Genomic DNA, 2714 nt, shown 5'->3' with positions numbered 1-2714 from the left:
GGGGAGGTCGGGGGCGATGCCTTCGACATCGGCATAGCCGGAGACGATGAGGCACGGCAGGCCGGGACGGATTTCGCGTGCGCGGCGGGCGAGCTGCGTGCCGTCCATGCCGGGCATCAGGTGATCGGTGACGAGCACCGCCATGTCGGGCTGCGCGCCCAAGGTCTGCAGCGCGGCGGCGCCGGACGCGGCCTCGATCACGGTGAAGCCCGCTTCCTCCAGCATGTGCGCGGTGGCGGTGCGCACGGCATCCTCGTCATCCACCAGCAGCGCCTTGCCGCGCCGGCCCGAGCGCGGCGCCGCATCCTCGCCGCCGGACGGATGCGGATTGGCCGCCTCCTCCGCCATCGGCAGCCACAGCTCCACATTGGTGCCAAGGTCCGGCTGGCTGAAGATGCGGATACCGCCGCCGAGCTGGCGCGCCAGGCCGTGAACCATCGATAGGCCCAGCCCCGTGCCCTTGCCGATCCCCTTGGTGGAAAAGAACGGCTCGATCGCGCGCGCGGCGGTGTCCGGATCCATGCCGACGCCGGTATCCGCGACCGACACCATGACATAGCGGCCCGGCTTCAGCTCGCCCGCGTCCTCCCCCTCGCCGACCGTGCGCGCGGCGGCGGTGATGCGCAGCGTGCCGCCGTCCGGCATGGCATCGCGCGCGTTCACCGCGAGATTGAGCAGCGCCATCTCCACCTGATTGTGATCGGCGCGCGCGGCCGGCAGATCCGCCGGCGCCTCGATCACCACCTTCACCTGCGGGCCGATGGTGCTCGCCACCAGATCGCCCATGCCGGTGACGAGCGCGTGCACGTCGATGGCGGTGGGCTGGAGCGGCTGGCGGCGGGCGAAGGCGAGCAGGCGCTGCACCAGCGTGCGGGCGCGCTCCGCCGAATGCAGCGCGCCGGCGATCAGCTGCCGCTCGCGATCATTGCCGATCGCGCGGCGGACGAGCAGGTCGAGCGAGCCGATGATGGGGGTGAGCAGATTGTTGAAATCATGCGCGACCCCGCCGGTGAGCTGGCCGAGCGCCTCCACCTTCTGCGCCTGGCGAAGCTGCTCCTCCGCCTCGGCCAGCCGGTGCTGCTCCTCGATCCGCTCGGTCACGTCATGCGCGATCTGGCAGGCGCCGATCTGCCGCCCGTCGGAATCGCGGATGACATTGTAGTTCAGCTGAAAGCAGCGACGCGCGCGGGCGGGATCGCCGAACGTCTCGGTCTCGGTGAATTCCTCGCCGCCGAGCGCGCGCGCCCAGGAGCGGCGGACATGCTCGCGCTCCTCCGGCAGATGCGCCAGCGCGTCCAGCATGGATTCGCCCACCGCCGGGGTGACGCCATAGACGGATTCAAAAGCCGCCGCCCCGGCCTTGTTGACCGCCAGCCAGCGGTATTCGGTATCGACGACGAAGATGATCGCGGTGGTATTCTGCACCACATCGGCGAGCAGCTGACGTTCGGCCAGCGCCTCCGCCACGCGGCGCTCCAGCGTTTCGTTGAGGTCGCGCAGCGCCTGTTCGGTCTGCTTGCGCTCGGTAATGTCGATCGCGGTGCCGATCACCCGCACGCAGCGCCCGTCGGTGAACACGCCGCGCCCCTTGGCGGCGATCCAGCGGACCACGCCATCCTCCTTGCCGACCGCGCGATATTCGACGTCGTACAGCGCGCGCCTGTCAGGATCGGCGGCGGCGGCGAGCGCGGCGGCGATCCGGTCACGATCATCCGGGTGGACGCCGGCGGCGAAATCCTCCGGCGTGATCGGCTGATCGGGCGAGATGCCGAACATCGCCTTCACCCGCGGCTGCCAGAAGCGCGTGCCGGTCGCCTCGTCCACATCCCACAGGCCGATCTCCGCCGCGTCGATGGCGAGGCGCAATTGTTCCTCGCTGGCGCGCAGGTTCGCCTCCGCCCCGACCCGCTCGATATGCGCCCAGCATCGTTCGGTGACCTGGCGGATCAGCAACAGCTCGTCATCGCTCCAGACGTGCGGCACCTTGTGGTGGATCGCCATCAGCGCGCGCAGCCGCCCGTTCTTGATCAGCGGCATGCAGATGGTGGCGGCGATGCCGATGTCCTGAAAGGTCTGCGCTTCCTCCGGCGCCAGCTCGGACAGATTGTCGGTGATGATCAGCGGCTCGCCCGCCCCCAGCTTCTGCACCGCCAGCCGGCCGAAATCGGCGAGGCTGTAATGGCCAATGATGGAGGGCGAGCCGGGCGCGTGCCAGTCGCCGCGAATGGTGAACCCGTCCTCGTCCGGATCCATATCGGCATAAGCGCAGTTCGACAGGCCAAGATGCGCGCCGACCATGCAGGTGGTGACGCGCAGCACCTCATCGGCATCGTGCAAATTCGCCACCGCCTGGCCAAGCTCGTCGAGGAAGCGGTACATTTCCCGGCTGCGTTCCAGCCGCCGCTCCGCCTCGATCCGCAGGGTGATATCCATGACGATCGCGAGCGAGCCGATCGGCCGGCCGCCGGTGTCCCGGATCGGCAGATATTCAAGGTCCATCCAGACCTGTTCGGGCCGGCCGAAGCGCCACAATTCCAATTCCTGCGCGTGGAAGCTCAGCGATTCCCCGGCAAGCCCCGCCTCGATCACCCGTTCGTTGAAGGCGCGCGCCTCCGGCCAGACCTCAAGCGCGCTGGCGCCCAGCGCCTCGGGATGGCGCGGGCCGCACACTTCGGCATAGCCATCGTTGTAGAGCAGGATGCCGTCCCCGCCCC

The 2714-nt window shown here is 69.3% G+C and carries 1 protein-coding gene; it reads right to left on the bottom strand.

Annotation, left to right across the window (positions count from 1 at the left end; translation table 11 throughout):
• On the bottom strand, positions 1–2714 hold a 2714-nt coding region (locus AX702_RS02110), incomplete at both ends, for a PAS domain S-box protein (RefSeq protein WP_066775659.1).

Origin of the sequence: Sphingomonas sp. CCH5-D11 (assembly GCF_001557395.1) — a bacterium.
Classification (GTDB): domain Bacteria; phylum Pseudomonadota; class Alphaproteobacteria; order Sphingomonadales; family Sphingomonadaceae; genus Sphingomonas.
The sequence above is the reverse complement of the archived record's forward strand: the minus strand, read 5'-3'. Positions and strand labels throughout refer to the sequence as shown.